The following is an 18,038-nucleotide window of genomic DNA, read 5'->3' on the forward strand; positions in this document are numbered from 1 at the left end:
TCAGATATGCTGAAAAATCCATTTGCTACAAAAATAAGCCATTTAACAGACCGCCAGTCATCCTAGCACAAGTTGTCAATGTAATGAGTCCAGTCACAGTTGAGACTTTTTCAGGTAGAAAGCCATACTCATCGGATGAGCATTTTTGACTGTTTGCATGCATAATTGAAAAACGAAAATGAATTCCATAATAATAGATAAGAGGCTGATTTATGGCGCTACCTATTTCGATCAAACGGGGAAAGAAACCCAAGGCAGCCGCGCAAACTACCCCTGCGGCGACAGGTCAGGTTCAATCATTGACTCGTGGACTTAAATTACTGGAATATATTTCCGAATCGCAAGGAAGTGTTGCGCTAACAGATTTAGCCCAACAGGCAGGTTTACCTAACTCAACCACCCATCGCCTGTTAACTACCATGCAACAGCAAGGTTTTGTCCGTCAAGTGGGTGATTTAGGCCTTTGGACCATGGGCGCACATGCCTTTATTGTTGGCAGCAGCTTTTTGCAAAGCCGCAATTTGCTGGCTATGGTTCACCCGATGCTGCGCCGTTTAATGGATGAATCCGGTGAAACCGTGAACTTGGCGGTACTGGATCACAGTGACTATCAAGCCATTATTATCGACCAAGTGCAATGTACCGCACTGATGCGTATGTCAGCGCCGATTGGCGGTAAGCTGCCCATGCATGCATCTGGGGCGGGCAAAGCTTTTCTCTCCACCCTGTCAGACGAGCAACTGGTGCAGCTTTTACATAAGAAAGGGCTGCATGCCTATACTCAACACACCCGCACCAGTCCAGCCAGTCTGAAAGAAAATTTGGCCCTGATCCGCAAGCAAGGTTATTCATTTGACGACGAAGAACATGCTCTCGGCCTGCGCTGCATCGCCGCCTGCCTGTTCGACGAACACCACGAAGCCTTTGCCGCAATTTCCATCTCCGGCCCAGTATCGCGCATTACCGACGATCGCGTCACAGAACTTGGCGCGCTGGTTATTCATGCCGCAAAAGAAATTACTCAATCTTATGGTGGTGGGAGTCGCGGTTAAGGAAATATTCCCCCCGAATCAAGGCGTAGCGAGCTAAGTCAATCTGAGTGCGCCCAGCGCAGAGTGCCCCGGAGTGTACATGCAGCGCCATCTCAGAGTGACAACGCGCAGTCGCCGTTAATTTAAAACCCTTTGGGAGAAGCGCTGCTTCCGCCGATAGGCAAAAACATCCTCCACATGCCCGTCTTTAATACGCTGCTGCAACCCTCGCCAATAGCTGGCGTGGAACAAGTCACTGTGCGTTTCCTCAAAAAAGTGCCGCACTTTCCGGTCACTGCACAAGAAATGACGAAATTCTTCTGGGAATACATCATTGGGTGACACGCTATACCACGGCTCGCTGGCCATCTCATCTTCCGGATAGCGCGGGGGCGGAATATCGCGGAAATTCACCTCCGTCATATAGCAAATTTCATCATAATCGTAGAACACTACGCGCCCATGGCGGGTTACGCCGAAGTTCTTAAACAGCATATCACCGGGGAAAATATTCGCCGCTGCCAGTTGCTTGATAGCATTGCCGTATTCTTCAATCGCATCCTTCAATTGCTGATCATTTGCCTGCTCCATATAGAGATTCAATGGCGTCATCCGCCGCTCCATATACAGGTGCTTAATAATGATTTGGTCGCCTAAATCTTCCAGTTTCTCCGGCACTTCCTTCTGCAACTCCGCCAGCAGTTCAGCACTGATACGATGCTTATCAATCACGAAATTCTCATACTCTTGGGTATCGGCCATTCGCCCTACCCGGTCATGCTCTTTAACCAATTGATAGCATTCTAAAACTCGCGCCTGACTGACCTCTTTTTGCGGCGCAAACTCATCTTTAATCACCTTAAACACCCGATCAAATGACGGCAGGGTAAACACCAACATCACCATGCCTTTGACCCCTGGCGCGATAATAAATTGCTCGTTAGATTGATGAACAAAGGTGAGATATTCACGGTAACTTTCGGTTTTACCGTGCTTTTGACAGCCAATCGCCATATACAATTCAGCGGTCGATTTGCCCGGTAATATTTCCCGTAGCCATTCCACCATCGCCGCGGGCAATGGCGCATACACCATAAAATAAGAGCGGGCGAAGCCGAACACGATACTGGCCTCTGCCTTGCTGGTTAGGCAGGTATCGATAAATAGCGCGCCTGATTCATTGTGATGGATAGGCAACAGGAATGGATAGACCCCATCCGCTAGCCGCATTTTCCCCACCAACCAGGCAGCTTTATTGCGATAAAACAGTTCATTAGCAATTTGAAAGCGGGCACCCGCGAGTTGCTCATCAGTAAAATTTTGCCGCAGGGCCGCCACGATATAGCCAATATCGCGCGGCAGATCTTCCCACGGCAAACGCAGCGGTAAATCACTGAGCATCAGCTGCAACATGCCGCTTAAATTGCCCTGAGGAGCAAACTCGCGCGCTAATGGGCGGGGGATTTCCCGAAAGCGCTGCTCGGGTTGTGAGCTGAACACAAACAATTTATCTGGCGTTAAATCTCGGTGTTTGAACAACCGGCAATAGACTGAATTAAAAAAACTTTCGGCGATTTCGAAGCGCGGATAATCCGGCAGCAACTCGGTGTAAATCTCTTTTACTCGAGTCAGAAAATCCACATCAAAACAGCGCTGGTCAGTGATATGTTTCAATTGCTCGACCACCAGACCCACATGGTGGTCATACAGATGAATACGCTTTTTCATCGCCTGTTGTACAGCATGCCACTCTGCTTGTTCAAAGCGATGCTGAGCGCCAGCAGTGACCTCCAGAAATCGGCCATATTGCGCATCGAACCCCTGCAAAATTGTCTGAGCGATTAAGTGTTCCAGTTTTACCGCCATGATAACCCCCCAGCCCTACGGAACAGAGCCTGCATATGCAGGCTCATGATAAAAAACACTTTTATTCAAACCGCGGGTTAAAATTGCTGTTCTTCCGTCGAGCCAGTCAATGCCGTCACGGAGGATTCGCCGCCCTGAATGATATTGGTGACTTTATCAAAGTAGCCGGTGCCCACTTCTTGTTGATGAGATGCAAAAGTATAGCCGCGCTCAACAGCGGCAAATTCTGGCTGCTGAACCTTCTCAACATAATGCTTCATACCCTCGCCCTGTGCATAAGCATGGGCCAGGTCGAACATGTTGAACCACATGCTGTGGATGCCCGCGAGGGTAATAAACTGGTATTTGTAACCCATGGCAGACAAGTCATCTTGGAAGCTGGCAATCTGCTGGTCAGTCAGGTTCTTTTTCCAGTTAAATGACGGCGAACAGTTGTAAGCTAATAACTTACCAGGGAATTGTGCATGAATCGCATCGGCAAAACGTTTAGCCAGCGCTAGGTCGGGGGTTGAAGTTTCACACCACACCAAATCGGCATAAGGGGCATAGGCCAGACCGCGGCTGATGGCTTGTTCAATACCGGCATGGGTGCGGAAGAAGCCTTCGGCGGTGCGATCGCCACTAATAAATTCGCTATCATGCGGGTCACAATCAGAGGTCAGCAGGTCAGCAGCATCGGCATCAGTACGGGCGATCAGCAGAGTTGGCACCCCCAGCACGTCCGCAGCCAGCCGGGCGGCGACCAACTTTTGAATTGCTTCTTGCGTCGGCACCAAAACTTTACCGCCCATATGGCCGCATTTCTTCACCGCCGCCAGTTGATCTTCGAAATGCACACCGGCGGCCCCTGCCTCAATCATGGCTTTCATCAGTTCAAACGCGTTCAACACACCGCCAAAACCGGCCTCGGCATCAGCCACAATCGGTAGGAAATAGTCGGTATAACCTTTGCTACCCGGCTCAATATTATTCGACCACTGAATCTGATCTGCGCGGCGGAAGCTGTTATTGATACGTTTAACCACCGCCGGCACCGAGTCCACCGGGTACAGTGATTGGTCCGGATACATGCTTGATGCAGTGTTAGCATCAGCCGCGACTTGCCAGCCCGACAGATAAATCGCCTCGACCCCCGCTTTCGCTTGCTGCAAGGCCTGACCACCGGTCAACGCGCCCAAACAGTTGATATAATCTTTACGCGATTTGCCGTGCAACAATTCCCATAATCTTTTCGCACCGTGCTGCGCCAAGGTGCACTCAGGATTCACTGAACCGCGTAATTTAATCACCTCTTCGGCACTATATGGGCGAATAATGCCCTGCCAGCGCGGTGATTTCCATTCCTGTTCCAATTGCTGAATTTGTTGAGTACGAGAGGTAGTCATAGCGATATTCCTTATTATTCAATTTTGTAGGGTTATGCCAACAGCGCGTAGCCAGGCAGGGTCAGGAAGTCGATAAGCTCGTCTTGTGTTGTAATTCGCTCCATCAGACGCGCAGCTTCTTCAAACCGCCCGCCATCGAAGCGCTCTGCGCCAAGTTCAAGCTTCACTACCTGCATTTCTTCACTCAACATGTTACGGAACAGCTCTTTCGTCACCGTCTGACCATTACTCAGGCTTTTCTGATGATGTATCCATTGCCAGATAGAAGTGCGGGAAATCTCAGCCGTTGCGGCATCTTCCATCAGGCCATAAATCGGCACGCAACCATTACCCGATATCCATGCTTCAATGTATTGCACCGCCACCCGGATATTGGCGCGCATCCCTTCTTCCGTGCGTTCACCACTACATGGCTCCAGCAACTCAGCGGCGGTGATCGGTTTATCCTGCTCGCGGCTAACCTCTAATTGATTTGGTCGTGCCCCTAATACTTTGTTGAAAACTTCCATCACGGTATCAGCCAAACCTGGGTGCGCGACCCAAGTACCGTCATGACCATTGCTGGCTTCTAACTCTTTGTCAGCACGGACTTTATTCAACACTAACGCATTCTTTACTGGGTCTTTATCCGGAATAAATGCCGCCATGCCGCCCATTGCTAAAGCTCCGCGCTTATGACAGGTTTTGATCAGTAAACGGGAATACGCGCTGAGGAAAGGCTTAGTCATGGTGACTGATTGGCGGTCTGGCAACACACGGTCGCCGTGGTTTTTCAGTGTTTTGATATAGCTGAAGATATAGTCCCAGCGGCCACAATTGAGGCCCACAATGTGGTGGCGCAGGTGGTAGAGAATCTCATCCATCTGAAACACTGCAGGTAATGTCTCAATTAATACCGTGGCTTTAATGGTGCCTTGCGGTAAGTCGAAACGCTGCTCGGTAAAGGTGAAAACATCACTCCACCACGCAGCCTCTTGATAAGATTGCATTTTCGGCAAATAAAAATAAGGCCCGCTGCCATTGGCCAGGAGTTGCTTATAGTTATGGTAGAAATACAACGCAAAGTCGAACAGGCTGCCAGGAATAGCTTCACCCTGATATTTCACATGTTTTTCTGGCAAATGCAGGCCGCGAACTCGCGCAATCAGTACCGCTGGGTTGGGTTTGAGCTGATAAATTTTACCGGATTCATTTGTATAGGAAATTGTCCCTTTAACCGCATCGTGCAGGTTAATCTGCCCATCAATCACTTTGTCCCAGCTTGGTGCCAATGAATCTTCAAAATCGGCCATAAAGACTTTCACATTGGCATTGAGGGCATTAATCACCATTTTCCGCTCAACTGGCCCGGTAATCTCAACGCGGCGATCACGTAAATCAGTAGGAATCCCTTGGATTTTCCAGTCATCATCACGAATGGAATTAGTTTCCGAAATAAAATCCGGCAACGCTCCCTGATCGATATCTTTCTGCCAGGATGCCCGTACTGCAAGGAGTTCGTTACGTGGCTGAGCGAATTTCACCACCAATTCTGTTAAGAATTCGATAGCTTCATCCGGCAAAACCTGACGTTCCGCCGCATTAAAATGCTGTGTGAAAACTAACTCCGTGCCGACTAACTGTTGTGTCATTTCCCTTCCCCTTCCTAATCTCACAACTTTCACACCAACGCTAATACAGCGTCACTCTTGGATTTGTATCGGATGATGCATTCCAACCGGAAATTGAAGGCTAGATTTTATGGTTACTTTTCATCCCGACAGGACTAAGAATAATCAATTAATTTAGAAAATCAAAAACGATTTCCATTTTTATTTAAAATAATTTTTTAATCTTTTATTATCATACTGTTAACAAGATGATTAATATTAAACAGATAGGAACCAGATTCCATTAACGGATTTTTCACGCGATAACTTATTGTTTTATAAAGAGATCAGACCAGTTTGGGTGGGATTAATGGTGCTTATTAGAACAATAAATACAAAGGCGGCCTCGATTCAGCCGCCTTTATTGACATTTAGAGAAGGGAAAAATTAGTCGAGGGTAGGATTCATATGACGCAAATCAAATGGTGTGATTTGGTAAACGTAGTAGTTCAGCCAGTTAGCAAACAACAGGTGCCCGTGGCTACGCCAAGATGCTTTTGGGGATAATGAAGCATCGTCATTAGGGAAATAATTGAGGGGAATTTGTGGGTTAAGGCCCGCGGCCAGATCTCGTTGATATTCACCTGCCAAGGTATCGACATCATACTCAGGATGGCCTGTTACGAAAGCAACCCGCTTATCTTTACTGGCAAATAGATAGGCACCAGCTTCTTCCGATGAGACCAGAATATCTAAATCAGTGTATTGCTGTAGCACCTCAACGGGGAAATCTGCATAACGGGAATGAGGGGCCAGGAATGTCTCATCAAAGCCGCGCGTAAGTAGCGCCTGGGGTTTATCTGTTTGATGTGGGTAAATGCCTGAGAGCTTGGTCTCACGCGTCATTTTAGGGATACCATATAAGATATTTAATGCCGCCTGTACCGCCCAACACACAAATAAGGTCGAGGTCACATGATCTTTTGCCCATGCAATAATGCGCTCAATTTGCGGCCAATAAGCCACATCACAAAAATCAACTAAACCTAGCGGAGCGCCGGTCACAATCAACCCATCAAAATTTTGCTCTTGAATGTCTTCAAAGTCGCAATAGAAGTTGTTTAGATGCTCGGCTGGCGTGTTTTTTGACTCACGGCTATCAATACGCAGCAATTGGATATCGACCTGTAAGGGCGAGTTAGAGAGTAAACGCAGGAATTGATTTTCCGTCTCAATTTTTTTAGGCATTAGATTCAAAACCAACACCTTCAGGGGACGAATTTCCTGAGTTTTTGCGCGCGATGAGGTCATGACAAAGACATTCTCATTACGCAAGAAACTCACCGCAGGTAATTCATCAGGAACCCGAATTGGCATGCCATATCCTCAATATATCCATTTATACGTTTAGACTTCTAGATGCCTGAAGATAGCCGCTTTTTGATAAAAAGTCGAGTAATCTGCGACAACCTGAAAATGTTTCATTGCTGAAATTTCAACATATGCAGTATAGCAAACGGCAGGTATTCATTTTATATATGGCAGAAACGCAAAAATCCTCTGTAACAACAGAAGGATCGGTCATAACTATCAATATGATTTTTAATGAATTATAGGAAAGTAACTGATATTAAGATGATAAAACACTGCGAGTATGGGCTACTGACTCTCTATCAAAAGATAGAAGTATAGATATTAACGGGATAGCAGAAACGCAAAAACCCCACGCTTTTGGCATGGGGTCTTTACTTTATTTGATACCTGGCAGTGTCCTACTCTCGCATGGGGAGACCCCACACTACCATCGGCGCTACGGCGTTTCACTTCTGAGTTCGGCATGGAGTCAGGTGGGACCACCGCGCTATTGCCGCCAGGTAAATTCTTTTCTACAACTACCGAACTTTAACCCATGTAACTGGTGCTGATACCCAGAGTCGAACTGGGGACCTCACCCTTACCAAGGGTGCGCTCTACCAACTGAGCCATATCAGCACGCTAAATTTGATGCCTGGCAGTGTCCTACTCTCGCATGGGGAGACCCCACACTACCATCGGCGCTACGGCGTTTCACTTCTGAGTTCGGCATGGAGTCAGGTGGGTCCACCGCGCTATGGCCGCCAGGCAAATTCTGTTTCAATTAACCCGCTATGCAATATCACACAGCCAGCCAATCCAATCTCGGAACTTCGCTGAAAATCTTAATTTCTCTCAAATCACCAAAACACCTTCGGTGTTGTAAGGTTAAGCCTCACGGATCATTAGTACTGGTTAGCTCAATGCATCGCTGCACTTACACACCCAGCCTATCAACGTCATAGTCTTTAACGTTCCTTCAGGGGGCTTAAAGCCCCAGGGAAGACTCATCTCGAGGCAAGTTTCCCGCTTAGATGCTTTCAGCGGTTATCTCTTCCGAATTTAGCTACCGGGCAATGCCATTGGCATGACAACCCGAACACCAGTGATTCGTCCACTCCGGTCCTCTCGTACTAGGAGCAGCCCCTCTCAATCTTCCAACGCCCACGGCAGATAGGGACCGAACTGTCTCACGACGTTCTAAACCCAGCTCGCGTACCACTTTAAATGGCGAACAGCCATACCCTTGGGACCTACTTCAGCCCCAGGATGTGATGAGCCGACATCGAGGTGCCAAACACCGCCGTCGATATGAACTCTTGGGCGGTATCAGCCTGTTATCCCCGGAGTACCTTTTATCCGTTGAGCGATGGCCCTTCCATTCAGAACCACCGGATCACTAAGACCTACTTTCGTACCTGCTCGAGCCGTCACTCTCGCAGTCAAGCTAGCTTATGCCTTTGCACTAACCTCACGATGTCCGACCGTGATTAGCTAACCTTCGTGCTCCTCCGTTACTCTTTGGGAGGAGACCGCCCCAGTCAAACTACCCACCAGACACTGTCCTCACCCCGGATTACGGGGCCGAGTTAGAACATCAAACATTAAAGGGTGGTATTTCAAGGTTGGCTCCATGCAGACTGGCGTCCACACTTCAATGCCTCCCACCTATCCTACACATCAAGGCTCAATGTTCAGTGTCAAGCTATAGTAAAGGTTCACGGGGTCTTTCCGTCTTGCCGCGGGTACACTGCATCTTCACAGCGAGTTCAATTTCACTGAGTCTCGGGTGGAGACAGCCTGGCCATCATTACGCCATTCGTGCAGGTCGGAACTTACCCGACAAGGAATTTCGCTACCTTAGGACCGTTATAGTTACGGCCGCCGTTTACTGGGGCTTCGATCAAGAGCTTCGCCTTGCGGCTGACCCCATCAATTAACCTTCCAGCACCGGGCAGGCGTCACACCGTATACGTCCACTTTCGTGTTTGCACAGTGCTGTGTTTTTATTAAACAGTTGCAGCCAGCTGGTATCTGCGACTGGCTTCGGCGCCGGGAGCAAGTCCCATTACCTAATGCCAGCGTGCCTTCTCCCGAAGTTACGGCACCATTTTGCCTAGTTCCTTCACCCGAGTTCTCTCAAGCGCCTGAGTATTCTCTACCTGACCACCTGTGTCGGTTTGGGGTACGATTTAATGTTACCTGATGCTTAGAGGCTTTTCCTGGAAGCTTGGCATCAACTACTTCATCACCGTAGTGACTCGTCATCACACCTCAGCGTTGATAAGCAACCGGATTTACCAAGTCGCTCCGCCTACATGCTTAAACCGGGACAACCGTCGCCCGGCTAGCCTAGCCTTCTCCGTCCCCCCTTCGCAGTAACACCAAGTACAGGAATATTAACCTGTTTCCCATCGACTACGCTTTTCAGCCTCGCCTTAGGGGTCGACTCACCCTGCCCCGATTAACGTTGGACAGGAACCCTTGGTCTTCCGGCGTGCGGGTTTTTCACCCGCATTATCGTTACTTATGTCAGCATTCGCACTTCTGATACCTCCAGCAACCCTCACAGGTCACCTTCAACGGCTTACAGAACGCTCCCCTACCCAACAACACCTAAGTGTCGCTGCCGCAGCTTCGGTGCATGGTTTAGCCCCGTTACATCTTCCGCGCAGGCCGACTCGACCAGTGAGCTATTACGCTTTCTTTAAATGATGGCTGCTTCTAAGCCAACATCCTGGCTGTCTATGCCTTCCCACATCGTTTCCCACTTAACCATGACTTTGGGACCTTAGCTGGCGGTCTGGGTTGTTTCCCTCTTCACGACGGACGTTAGCACCCGCCGTGTGTCTCCCGTGATAACATTCTTCGGTATTCGGAGTTTGCATCGGTTTGGTAAGCCGGGATGGCCCCCTAGCCGAAACAGTGCTCTACCCCCGAAGATGAGTTCACGAGGCGCTACCTAAATAGCTTTCGGGGAGAACCAGCTATCTCCCGGTTTGATTGGCCTTTCACCCCCAGCCACAAGTCATCCGCTAATTTTTCAACATTAGTCGGTTCGGTCCTCCAGTTAGTGTTACCCAACCTTCAACCTGCCCATGGCTAGATCACCGGGTTTCGGGTCTATACCTTGCAACTAGACGCCCAGTTAAGACTCGGTTTCCCTACGGCTCCCCTATTCGGTTAACCTTGCTACAAAATATAAGTCGCTGACCCATTATACAAAAGGTACGCAGTCACACCACGAAGGTGCTCCCACTGCTTGTACGTACACGGTTTCAGGTTCTATTTCACTCCCCTCGCCGGGGTTCTTTTCGCCTTTCCCTCACGGTACTGGTTCACTATCGGTCAGTCAGGAGTATTTAGCCTTGGAGGATGGTCCCCCCATATTCAGACAGGATGTCACGTGTCCCGCCCTACTCATCGAGTTCACAGCAAGTGTGTTTTTGTGTACGGGAGTATCACCCTGTACCCTGCGACTTTCCAGACGCTTCCACTAACACACAAACTGATTCAGACTCTGGGCTCCTCCCCGTTCGCTCGCCGCTACTAGGGGAATCTCGGTTGATTTCTTTTCCTCGGGGTACTTAGATGTTTCAGTTCCCCCGGTTCGCCTTGCATGGCTATGTATTCACCATGCAATAGTGCAACGAATTGCACTGGGTTTCCCCATTCGGGTATCGTCGGTTATAACGGTTCATATCACCTTACCGACGCTTTTCGCAGATTAGCACGCCCTTCATCGCCTCTGACTGCCTAGGCATCCACCGTGTACGCTTAGTCGCTTAACCTCACAACCCGAAGGTGTCTTTGCAGACAACTTGCGTTGCGATTATTTGAGAGACTCTAATACAGGTTAATCCTTATCTCAGTACATCTACGGAGAGATAAGTTTCAGCTGTATTGTTTCAATTTTCAGCTTGTTCCAGATTGTTAAAGAGCAATATTTCACAACACACTGAGTCTTGCGACCGCAGTACGTTTTGAAATAGTTTTATATGGTGGAGCTAAGCGGGATCGAACCGCTGACCTCCTGCGTGCAAGGCAGGCGCTCTCCCAGCTGAGCTATAGCCCCATATAAAAAGCAAAATACCTTATCGGCATAACTCATTCTCAGACAAGGCGCAGTCACGCGACGTTTATTGTTATAAACGAGTGTGTCTGTAACGCAGTATGAGGATGAGTTGGTGGGTCTGAGTGGACTTGAACCACCGACCTCACCCTTATCAGGGGTGCGCTCTAACCACCTGAGCTACAGACCCAACAAGGTACTAAAGCCCGACTAATTTCTCAGCCCGGCCTTATTTGCTCGTTACTTTCTATCAGACAATCTGTGTGGACACTACGCAATGCGTATCGTTAGGTAAGGAGGTGATCCAACCGCAGGTTCCCCTACGGTTACCTTGTTACGACTTCACCCCAGTCATGAATCACAAAGTGGTAAGCGCCCTCCCGAAGGTTAAGCTACCTACTTCTTTTGCAACCCACTCCCATGGTGTGACGGGCGGTGTGTACAAGGCCCGGGAACGTATTCACCGTAGCATTCTGATCTACGATTACTAGCGATTCCGACTTCATGGAGTCGAGTTGCAGACTCCAATCCGGACTACGACAGACTTTATGTGGTCCGCTTGCTCTCGCGAGTTCGCTTCACTTTGTATCTGCCATTGTAGCACGTGTGTAGCCCTACTCGTAAGGGCCATGATGACTTGACGTCATCCCCACCTTCCTCCGGTTTGTCACCGGCAGTCTCCCTTGAGTTCCCACCATTACGTGCTGGCAACAAAGGATAAGGGTTGCGCTCGTTGCGGGACTTAACCCAACATTTCACAACACGAGCTGACGACAGCCATGCAGCACCTGTCTCACAGTTCCCGAAGGCACCGAAGCATCTCTGCTAAGTTCTGTGGATGTCAAGAGTAGGTAAGGTTCTTCGCGTTGCATCGAATTAAACCACATGCTCCACCGCTTGTGCGGGCCCCCGTCAATTCATTTGAGTTTTAACCTTGCGGCCGTACTCCCCAGGCGGTCGACTTAACGCGTTAGCTCCGGAAGCCACGCCTCAAGGGCACAACCTCCAAGTCGACATCGTTTACAGCGTGGACTACCAGGGTATCTAATCCTGTTTGCTCCCCACGCTTTCGCACCTGAGCGTCAGTCTTTGTCCAGGGGGCCGCCTTCGCCACCGGTATTCCTCCAGATCTCTACGCATTTCACCGCTACACCTGGAATTCTACCCCCCTCTACAAGACTCTAGCTTGCCAGTTTCAAATGCAGTTCCCACGTTAAGCGCGGGGATTTCACATCTGACTTAACAAACCGCCTGCGTGCGCTTTACGCCCAGTAATTCCGATTAACGCTTGCACCCTCCGTATTACCGCGGCTGCTGGCACGGAGTTAGCCGGTGCTTCTTCTGCGAGTAACGTCAATCAACCGTGCTATTAACACGACTGCCTTCCTCCTCGCTGAAAGTGCTTTACAACCCGAAGGCCTTCTTCACACACGCGGCATGGCTGCATCAGGCTTGCGCCCATTGTGCAATATTCCCCACTGCTGCCTCCCGTAGGAGTCTGGACCGTGTCTCAGTTCCAGTGTGGCTGGTCATCCTCTCAGACCAGCTAGGGATCGTCGCCTAGGTGAGCCATTACCCCACCTACTAGCTAATCCCATCTGGGCACATCCGATGGCGTGAGGCCCGAAGGTCCCCCACTTTGCTCTTGCGAGGTCATGCGGTATTAGCTACCGTTTCCAGTAGTTATCCCCCTCCATCAGGCAGTTTCCCAGACATTACTCACCCGTCCGCCGCTCGCCGGCAAAGTAGTAAACTACTTCCCGCTGCCGCTCGACTTGCATGTGTTAGGCCTGCCGCCAGCGTTCAATCTGAGCCATGATCAAACTCTTCAATTTAAGATTTGTTTGATTTGCTATGAGTTAACATAGCGATGCTCAAAGATTACTTTCTGCAAATATGCATTCGAACCGAAGTTCAAATGTGTACTGCTTTGGTCACTCTTCAAGACTTTGATATTTCTTCTGCCTGCCGAAACAGGCTTCGATATCGTCTTGCGAGTGCCCACACAGATTGTCTGATAAATTGTTAAAGAGCAGTGCGTTAGCAACCCGTGGTTGGTAACGCGAGGTGCGCATATTACGCTTTCCTCATTCAGAGTCAACTACTAATTTCGTTGATTTTCTCTGTTCTCTTCGTCGGCCACTCAACTACTTGATTCGTTGTGTGCCGTCTCGATGGATGCGCATTATAGGGAGTTCTCAGCTGCCCGCAACCGCTAATTTCAATAAAAATGACTGTTTGCTGCATTCCACAGCAAAACCCCGCTTTATACGCAGTTGTGCACAAACTTATCCACAGATTGAATCTGCACTCAAAATTGACGAGCATCACGCAATCGTTTTCGCTACAATTCCCCGCGTCGAAAAAGAGTGACCTCGTCGGCAAAATATCAATGACACGAGGTGATTTTTTAGAAAATGGGGTCACGAGGTACGTGATAAAGCGTATTTTAATGTTGTAGAGGGCTAGTCTTGCCCTGAAAGTCGCCGACGACGAGCCTTATCCCCCTGTTTGGGACGTTATCTGAATCTGTTCCTTTCTATATATAGCTATATAGAAGAAGGGATTCAGATAACGCTCTATTGAATGATTGTGAAGAATAACTGCGACTCCAAAGCCAAGGGATAAAACCATGCAACAACGCCGCCCAATCCGCCGTGCTCTGCTCAGTGTGTCTGACAAAGCCGGTATCATTGAATTCGCCCAAGCACTTTCTCAGCGTGGTATCGAGTTACTTTCCACTGGTGGAACTGCCCGACTGCTGGCTGATGCCGGTTTGCCTGTCACCGAAGTATCTAACTACACCGGTTTCCCGGAAATGATGGACGGACGCGTTAAGACTTTGCATCCAAAAGTACATGGTGGGATTTTAGGCCGTCGTGGCCAGGATGACGGCATCATGGCTCAGCACGACATTCAGCCAATTGATATCGTAGTCGTAAACTTGTATCCGTTCGCTCAGACGGTTGCCCGCCCGGATTGCTCACTGGAAGATGCGGTTGAGAATATTGATATCGGTGGCCCAACCATGGTGCGCTCTGCGGCCAAGAATCATAAAGATGTTGCGATTGTGGTTAAGAGCAGCGACTACCCTGCGATTATTGCCGAGCTGGATGAGAATGACGGCTCATTGACTTACCCAACCCGTTTCGACCTGGCCATCAAAGCTTTTGAGCACACTGCCGCTTACGACAGTATGATTGCCAATTACTTCGGCGCGCTGGTGCCACCTTATCATGGCGATACCGAGCAGCCATCAGGCCGTTTCCCTCGCACCCTGAATCTTAACTATATAAAGAAACAGGATATGCGTTACGGTGAAAACAGCCACCAGCAAGCCGCCTTCTATATAGAAGAAGATGTTAAAGAAGCATCAGTGGCAACCGCCCAGCAATTGCAAGGCAAAGCGCTCTCCTATAACAATATCGCCGATACCGATGCCGCTCTGGAGTGTGTGAAAGAATTCAGTGAACCGGCCTGTGTTATCGTCAAGCACGCCAACCCGTGCGGCGTGGCTATTGCCGACTCACTGCTAGCGGCTTACGACAACGCCTATAAAACTGACCCGACGTCTGCTTTCGGCGGCATTATCGCCTTTAACCGCGAGCTGGATGCCGAAACCGCCAGCGCCATTATCAGCCGTCAATTCGTTGAAGTGATTATCGCCCCCTCCGTCAGTGCTGAAGCATTGGCGCTGTTAGCCGCCAAACAGAATGTCCGTGTTCTGACTTGTGGCCAGTGGCAAGAGCGTTCTGCCGGTCTGGATTTCAAACGTGTCAATGGTGGCTTGTTGGTGCAAGACCGCGATTTGGGCATGGTGACTGCGGCGGATCTGCGGGTGGTATCCAAACGCCAGCCGACCGAGCAAGAGCTGCGTGATGCGCTGTTCTGCTGGAAAGTCGCTAAATTCGTTAAATCAAATGCGATTGTCTATGCGCGCGACAATATGACTATCGGGATAGGCGCAGGCCAGATGAGCCGTGTGTACTCCGCCAAAATAGCCGGTATCAAAGCGGCCGATGAGGGATTGGAAGTCGCTGGCTCTGCTATGGCCTCTGATGCATTCTTCCCATTCCGCGATGGTATTGATGCTGCCGCAGCCGTTGGAATCACCTGTGTTATCCAACCGGGCGGTTCTATTCGTGACGATGAAGTGATTGCCGCCGCCGATGAACACGATATCGCGATGATCTTTACCGACATGCGCCATTTCCGTCATTAATTAAACCGCTTAACGGAGTCATCCAAATGAATATTTTGATTATTGGTAATGGCGGGCGCGAGCATGCGTTGGGCTGGAAAGCAGCACAGTCGCCTTTAGCAGATAAAATTTATGTTGCACCAGGTAATGCCGGTACTGCGCTGGAACCTGGTTTAGAAAATGTCGATATCGCCGCCACTGATATTACCGGTTTACTGGCATTTGCTCAGAGCCACGATATTGGCCTAACCATTGTTGGCCCGGAAGCACCATTAGTGATTGGTGTGGTTGATGCTTTCCGCGCCGCAGGTCTGACTATCTTTGGCCCAACCCAAGCCGCCGCTCAGCTTGAAGGTTCTAAAGCTTTCACCAAAGACTTTCTGGCCCGCCACCATATTCCAACCGCGTTTTACCAGAACTTTACCGAGGTAGAACCGGCTTTAGCCTATGTGCGCAAAATTGGTGCGCCCATCGTGATTAAGGCTGATGGACTGGCTGCGGGTAAAGGCGTGATTGTTGCGATGACGCTGGAAGAGGCAGAAACCGCCGTTCATGACATGCTGGCTGGCAATGCATTTGGTGATGCCGGTCACCGCATCGTGGTGGAAGAGTTCCTCGATGGCGAAGAAGCTAGCTTTATAGTGATGGTTGATGGCGAAAACGTGTTACCGATGGCTACCAGCCAAGACCATAAACGCGTTGGTGATGGTGATAGCGGCCCGAATACCGGCGGCATGGGCGCTTATTCTCCAGCTCCCGTTGTTACTGATGAAGTTCATCAGCGGGTAATGGATCAAGTTATCTGGCCAACCGTGCGCGGTATGGCGGCGGAAGGTAATGTTTATACCGGCTTCCTTTATGCGGGCTTGATGATTTCAGCTGACGGACAACCGAAAGTTATCGAATTCAACTGCCGCTTCGGCGACCCAGAAACTCAGCCCATCATGCTACGCATGCGCTCAGATTTGGTTGAGCTGTGTTTAGCCGGTGCACAAGGTAAATTGAATGAGAAAACCTCTGATTGGGATGAACGCCCGTCACTGGGTGTCGTCTTGGCGGCAGGCGGTTACCCGGCTGATTACCGTCAAGGTGATATTATTCATGGGCTACCCCAGCAAGAAGTGGCGAAGGGGAAAGTGTTCCACGCCGGTACCAAACTGAATAGCAATAAGGACGTCGTGACCAGCGGTGGCCGCGTACTCTGTGTCACGGCACTCGGTGCAACCGTCGCCCAAGCACAACAAAATGCGTATAAGTTAGCGGAAAACATTCAGTGGGAAGGCGCTTTCTGTCGTAAAGACATTGGCTATCGGGCGATTGCCCGGGAAAAAGAATAGTCTGTGGGAAATGATAGCCTGTGGGAAATGATTGTTGGCGGTAAATAAATCTTCAAGTCTTTCCAAGGGGTACTGTTCGCCGTGCCCCTTTTCTTACAAACTGCCTGGTTGAGGTTCCCAACTGCAGAAATCTTGATTGGCAACCAACAACAGTTGCTGGCCTTCCGGTGAATCCAACCATGCGATACCCAAAGTTTCCGCACTGTTCGCGCCGCGTTTGCTCAACCATGATTGCGAATTATCATCAAGGTTCGGGCGCACCGTCTTCCCGGCACAAGTTGTCACGATGCCGTCCTGCCAACGCCCCTGAATTAACCGAACATTGCCCGCGCGCAATGCCGTGCTTAGCTCCAGAACTCGCTTAGCCTCTAACTGATAAACTGCAATATTATCCGCAGAGAGCTGTTCACGCCGAGCTGCCAGTTGGCGTTGCATAAAACTAACCTGCCCTTGCTCATCAAAACGTAGCTCGACACTTTGTGGGTTATGGCCCAAATCATTGCGCCGAATTTCCCGTAATAGGCCATTTTGATATTCGTAGAAGGTCACGCGGGTATTGTCCCCCGAATAGGGACTGTAGACGCTCATCAGCACTTGTGGCTGCTGCTGCGTATTATCCTGACGCCATATGCGAACGACACCGCTGTCGGCGATATAACCGCTGGCACTGAATTGAGGAGGGCCGGATTGACTGCTACAGGCGCTGAGACCAAAGGCTAAACCGAGGGCCATCAGCACCCGCTGCATAAACAAAAGGGGCTTTGCCACCCCCTTGTTTATTATTTTCACTGACACACTATTAAGATTTAACAGCGTCTTTCAATGCCTTACCAGAAACAAACGCTGGCACATTAGCTGCAGCAATTTTGATTTCTTTACCGGTTTGTGGGTTGCGGCCAGTGCGCTCATTACGATGGTTTACTTTGAAAGTACCGAAACCAACCAATTGTACTGCATCACCCTCTTTCAGAGATTCGGTAATTGCAGCCAATGTAGACTCTAAAGCAGCTTTTGCTTGTACTTTAGAAAGGTCCGCTTTGTCCGCGATTACGTCAATCAGTTGAGTCTTATTCATAAGTTATCCTTACAGTGTGTTTATCGTTTGCAAAGCATCAAGTGCGACGGATATGCCGATGGATAGCACTCTCCTGCATACACGCACCGATAGCCACTTTTTTTCGCCCCCCAAATGTAGAACAGACAG

General features: G+C 49.6%; 10 protein-coding genes, 3 tRNA genes and 4 rRNA genes. 3 read left to right on the plus strand and 14 right to left on the minus strand.

Features of this window, described 5'->3' with window-relative positions:
• Window positions 1-212 precede the first annotated feature (212 nt).
• Window positions 213-1,052 (plus strand): glyoxylate bypass operon transcriptional repressor IclR, encoded by an 840-nt coding sequence (gene iclR / locus DXZ79_RS18565; protein ID WP_038638485.1) that lies wholly within the window; start codon window positions 213-215, stop codon window positions 1,050-1,052.
• Between the two features lie 117 nt (window positions 1,053-1,169).
• Here iclR and aceK read toward each other — a convergent pair whose 3' ends face one another.
• From aceK to DXZ79_RS20735, 12 genes are all read right to left on the minus strand, one after another.
• On the minus strand, window positions 1,170-2,897 hold the full coding sequence (aceK, locus tag DXZ79_RS18570; protein ID WP_038638483.1) for a bifunctional isocitrate dehydrogenase kinase/phosphatase: 1,728 nt from the start codon (window positions 2,895-2,897) through the stop codon (window positions 1,170-1,172).
• A 77-nt stretch (window positions 2,898-2,974) separates the two neighbouring features.
• A complete protein-coding gene (gene aceA / locus DXZ79_RS18575; protein WP_038638480.1) occupies window positions 2,975-4,282 on the minus strand; it encodes an isocitrate lyase in 1,308 nt (435 codons plus the stop codon).
• A gap of 32 nt (window positions 4,283-4,314) precedes the next feature.
• On the minus strand, window positions 4,315-5,913 hold the full coding sequence (gene aceB, locus DXZ79_RS18580) for a malate synthase A (RefSeq protein ID WP_038638477.1): 1,599 nt from the start codon (window positions 5,911-5,913) through the stop codon (window positions 4,315-4,317).
• A gap of 405 nt (window positions 5,914-6,318) precedes the next feature.
• A complete protein-coding gene (gene metA, locus DXZ79_RS18585) occupies window positions 6,319-7,248 on the minus strand; it encodes a homoserine O-acetyltransferase MetA (RefSeq protein ID WP_038638473.1) in 930 nt (309 codons plus the stop codon).
• Between the two features lie 382 nt (window positions 7,249-7,630).
• Window positions 7,631-7,746: ribosomal RNA gene (gene rrf / locus DXZ79_RS18590) — 5S ribosomal RNA — on the minus strand.
• Between the two features lie 41 nt (window positions 7,747-7,787).
• Window positions 7,788-7,863: transfer RNA gene (locus tag DXZ79_RS18595), tRNA-Thr, on the minus strand.
• Window positions 7,864-7,877: 14 nt separating this feature from the next.
• Window positions 7,878-7,993, minus strand: a 5S ribosomal RNA gene (rrf, locus tag DXZ79_RS18600).
• 115 nt (window positions 7,994-8,108) lie between these two features.
• A 23S ribosomal RNA gene (locus DXZ79_RS18605) occupies window positions 8,109-11,015 on the minus strand.
• A 208-nt stretch (window positions 11,016-11,223) separates the two neighbouring features.
• Window positions 11,224-11,299 (minus strand) — tRNA-Ala (locus DXZ79_RS18610).
• 110 nt (window positions 11,300-11,409) lie between these two features.
• Window positions 11,410-11,486: transfer RNA gene (locus DXZ79_RS18615), tRNA-Ile, on the minus strand.
• Between the two features lie 102 nt (window positions 11,487-11,588).
• A 16S ribosomal RNA gene (locus DXZ79_RS18620) occupies window positions 11,589-13,131 on the minus strand.
• Together the 16S, 23S and 5S rRNA genes with 3 tRNA genes alongside form the textbook arrangement of a ribosomal RNA operon.
• Before the next feature lie 99 nt (window positions 13,132-13,230).
• Window positions 13,231-13,371, minus strand: coding sequence for a hypothetical protein (locus DXZ79_RS20735; RefSeq protein ID WP_162928760.1), 141 nt, complete (start codon window positions 13,369-13,371; stop codon window positions 13,231-13,233).
• A gap of 557 nt (window positions 13,372-13,928) precedes the next feature.
• Between DXZ79_RS20735 and purH the strand changes: the two genes are divergently transcribed.
• On the plus strand, window positions 13,929-15,518 hold the full coding sequence (gene purH / locus DXZ79_RS18630) for a bifunctional phosphoribosylaminoimidazolecarboxamide formyltransferase/IMP cyclohydrolase (protein WP_038638470.1): 1,590 nt from the start codon (window positions 13,929-13,931) through the stop codon (window positions 15,516-15,518).
• A 26-nt stretch (window positions 15,519-15,544) separates the two neighbouring features.
• Complete coding sequence (gene purD, locus DXZ79_RS18635; RefSeq protein WP_120011538.1) at window positions 15,545-16,834, plus strand: phosphoribosylamine--glycine ligase; 1,290 nt, start codon at window positions 15,545-15,547, stop codon at window positions 16,832-16,834.
• 93 nt (window positions 16,835-16,927) lie between these two features.
• Here purD and DXZ79_RS18640 read toward each other — a convergent pair whose 3' ends face one another.
• Complete coding sequence (locus tag DXZ79_RS18640) at window positions 16,928-17,581, minus strand: DUF1481 domain-containing protein (protein WP_038638463.1); 654 nt, start codon at window positions 17,579-17,581, stop codon at window positions 16,928-16,930.
• A gap of 52 nt (window positions 17,582-17,633) precedes the next feature.
• Window positions 17,634-17,909, minus strand: coding sequence for a nucleoid-associated protein HU-alpha (hupA, locus tag DXZ79_RS18645; RefSeq protein ID WP_004393601.1), 276 nt, complete (start codon window positions 17,907-17,909; stop codon window positions 17,634-17,636).
• Between the last annotated feature and the right edge of the window lie 129 nt (window positions 17,910-18,038).

The sequence above is a fragment of the Yersinia rochesterensis genome, assembly GCF_003600645.1.
Taxonomy (GTDB): domain Bacteria; phylum Pseudomonadota; class Gammaproteobacteria; order Enterobacterales; family Enterobacteriaceae; genus Yersinia; species Yersinia rochesterensis.

Bases quoted from the DNA above. Each gene is read 5' to 3' on its own strand.
- iclR (WP_038638485.1), top strand. From the start codon at position 213: ATGGCGCTACCTATTTCGATCAAACGGGGAAAGAAACCCAAGGCAGCC.
- aceK (WP_038638483.1), bottom strand. From the start codon at position 2,897: ATGGCGGTAAAACTGGAACACTTAATCGCTCAGACAATTTTGCAGGGG.
- aceA (WP_038638480.1), bottom strand. From the start codon at position 4,282: ATGACTACCTCTCGTACTCAACAAATTCAGCAATTGGAACAGGAATGG.
- aceB (WP_038638477.1), bottom strand. From the start codon at position 5,913: ATGACACAACAGTTAGTCGGCACGGAGTTAGTTTTCACACAGCATTTT.
- metA (WP_038638473.1), bottom strand. From the start codon at position 7,248: ATGCCAATTCGGGTTCCTGATGAATTACCTGCGGTGAGTTTCTTGCGT.
- DXZ79_RS20735 (WP_162928760.1), bottom strand. From the start codon at position 13,371: ATGCGCACCTCGCGTTACCAACCACGGGTTGCTAACGCACTGCTCTTT.
- purH (WP_038638470.1), top strand. From the start codon at position 13,929: ATGCAACAACGCCGCCCAATCCGCCGTGCTCTGCTCAGTGTGTCTGAC.
- purD (WP_120011538.1), top strand. From the start codon at position 15,545: ATGAATATTTTGATTATTGGTAATGGCGGGCGCGAGCATGCGTTGGGC.
- DXZ79_RS18640 (WP_038638463.1), bottom strand. From the start codon at position 17,581: ATGCAGCGGGTGCTGATGGCCCTCGGTTTAGCCTTTGGTCTCAGCGCC.
- hupA (WP_004393601.1), bottom strand. From the start codon at position 17,909: ATGAATAAGACTCAACTGATTGACGTAATCGCGGACAAAGCGGACCTT.